The 1,648-nt window shown below is 69.3% G+C and carries 2 protein-coding genes; one reads left to right on the top strand and one right to left on the bottom strand.

What is annotated here, in order from left to right; all coding sequences use genetic code 11:
- A partial coding sequence (locus VFF46_RS03575; protein WP_325035554.1) for a thiamine phosphate synthase occupies positions 1-218 on the bottom strand: 218 nt, incomplete at its 3' end.
- Between the two features lie 41 nt (positions 219-259).
- Between VFF46_RS03575 and thiO the strand changes: the two genes are divergently transcribed.
- Positions 260-1,387, top strand: coding sequence for a glycine oxidase ThiO (thiO, locus tag VFF46_RS03570; RefSeq protein ID WP_325035553.1), 1,128 nt, complete (start codon positions 260-262; stop codon positions 1,385-1,387).
- Positions 1,388-1,648: the final 261 nt, after the last annotated feature.

Genomic DNA, 1,648 nt, shown 5'->3' with positions numbered 1-1,648 from the left:
ACCGCCAGCAGCTTGCCGTGCCGCTTGCAGGCGTCCGCGAACACCTCCAGCGCGGCCAGCTCGTCCGCGGCCTCCATCTCCTTCTGCCGGAGCTGCACGATGTCCACGCCACCGGCCAGCGCGGCGTCCAGGAACTGAGCGAGATCGCCCTGCTTCTCCCGCGCGTCCGTGCACAGGTACAGCTGGGCATCCGCGAGGCGGTCGGTGTGGTCAGTCACACCCAAAGCCTGCCATGACGAGCCGGACGTAGGGTTGCGGCATGCCTGACGTTGTGGTGATTGGCGGCGGTCTGATCGGGCTGGCGACGGCGTGGCGGCTGGCCGTGGACGGCCTCGAGGTCACCGTGTGCGACCCGACGCCGGCCGCACAGACGTCGAACGTCGCCGCGGGCATGCTGGCCCCGGTCACCGAGGTGGAGTTCGGCGAGGACGAGCTGCTCGCGCTCAACCTGGCCTCGGTCGACGCCTGGCCCGCGTTCGCCGCCGAGCTGGAGGAGCTCACCGGACAGCCGTCGGGGCTGTACCAGACGGGCACCCTGTCGGTCGCGTACGACGTCGACGACATGGCCGTGCTTCGCCGGGTCGCCGACTACCAGCGTCGGCTCGGGCTGGAGGTGGAGGACCTGTCCGGCCGCGACGCCCGTCGCCGCGAGCCCCTGCTCGCTACAGGCGTCTCCGGCGGCGTCTGGGTCCCCGGTGACCACTCCGTCGACAACAGGCAGGCCCTGGCCACGCTGTTGAAGGCCATCGAGCTCTCCGGCGTCCAGCTGATCCGGCAGCGCGTCGCTCGGGTCACAACCTCCGGTACGACGGCAACCGGCGTACAGCTCGACAACGGCGACACGATCCAGGCCGGGCAGATCGTCGTGGCGGCGGGGCCTTGGTCTTCGCAGCTGGACGGCGTACCGGAAGAGCTGCGGCCACCGGTGCGTCCGGTCAAGGGCGAGGTACTGCGCCTGCGGGTCCCGGAGGCGTACCGCCCGGCGCTGCGGCATACCGTGCGCGCGACGGCCCGCGGCTTCTCCGTGTACCTCGTGCCGCGACCGGGCGGCGAACTCGTGGTCGGCGCGACGAGTACCGAGCTCGGTTACGACACCCGGGTCCTGGCCGGCGGCGTGTTCAACCTGCTCCGCGACGCGCGGACAGTGCTGCCGATCACCGACGAGCTCGAGCTGGTCGAGACGATCGCCGGCCTTCGTCCGGCGACCCCGGACAACGCCCCGGTGCTCGGCCCGTCCGGCCTCGATCGGTTGCTCTGGGCAACCGGTCACTACCGGAACGGCGTACTGCTGACACCGATCACCGCGCAGGTGCTGGCCGGCACCATCCGCACCGGGACTCTCCCGGACCTCGCGAAGCCCTTCCTGGCCGGCCGGTTCGCGCGCTGACGCACGGTTGCCACCGGCAACCGGAATGATTGTGAACGACAACAATGTAGTTCAGCCTTGAATTGTAAACTTTGCATCACAGCCGTAACACACACCCCATGTGCCCCTGTTGTCCCAACTGTGTCAGCACATACCGTCAGGTGACGTTCACACGGGGAGTTGGGCAGATGCGTAACGTCGTACGGATCGTCAGCGGTATCGCAGTACCGGTGCTGACCGCGGTGGTGATCACGGCCGGGTCGCCGGGCTTCGGCGTCTACA

Origin of the sequence: Kribbella sp. (assembly GCF_035655035.1) — a bacterium.
Classification (GTDB): domain Bacteria; phylum Actinomycetota; class Actinomycetes; order Propionibacteriales; family Kribbellaceae; genus Kribbella.
The sequence above is the reverse complement of the archived record's forward strand: the minus strand, read 5'-3'. Positions and strand labels throughout refer to the sequence as shown.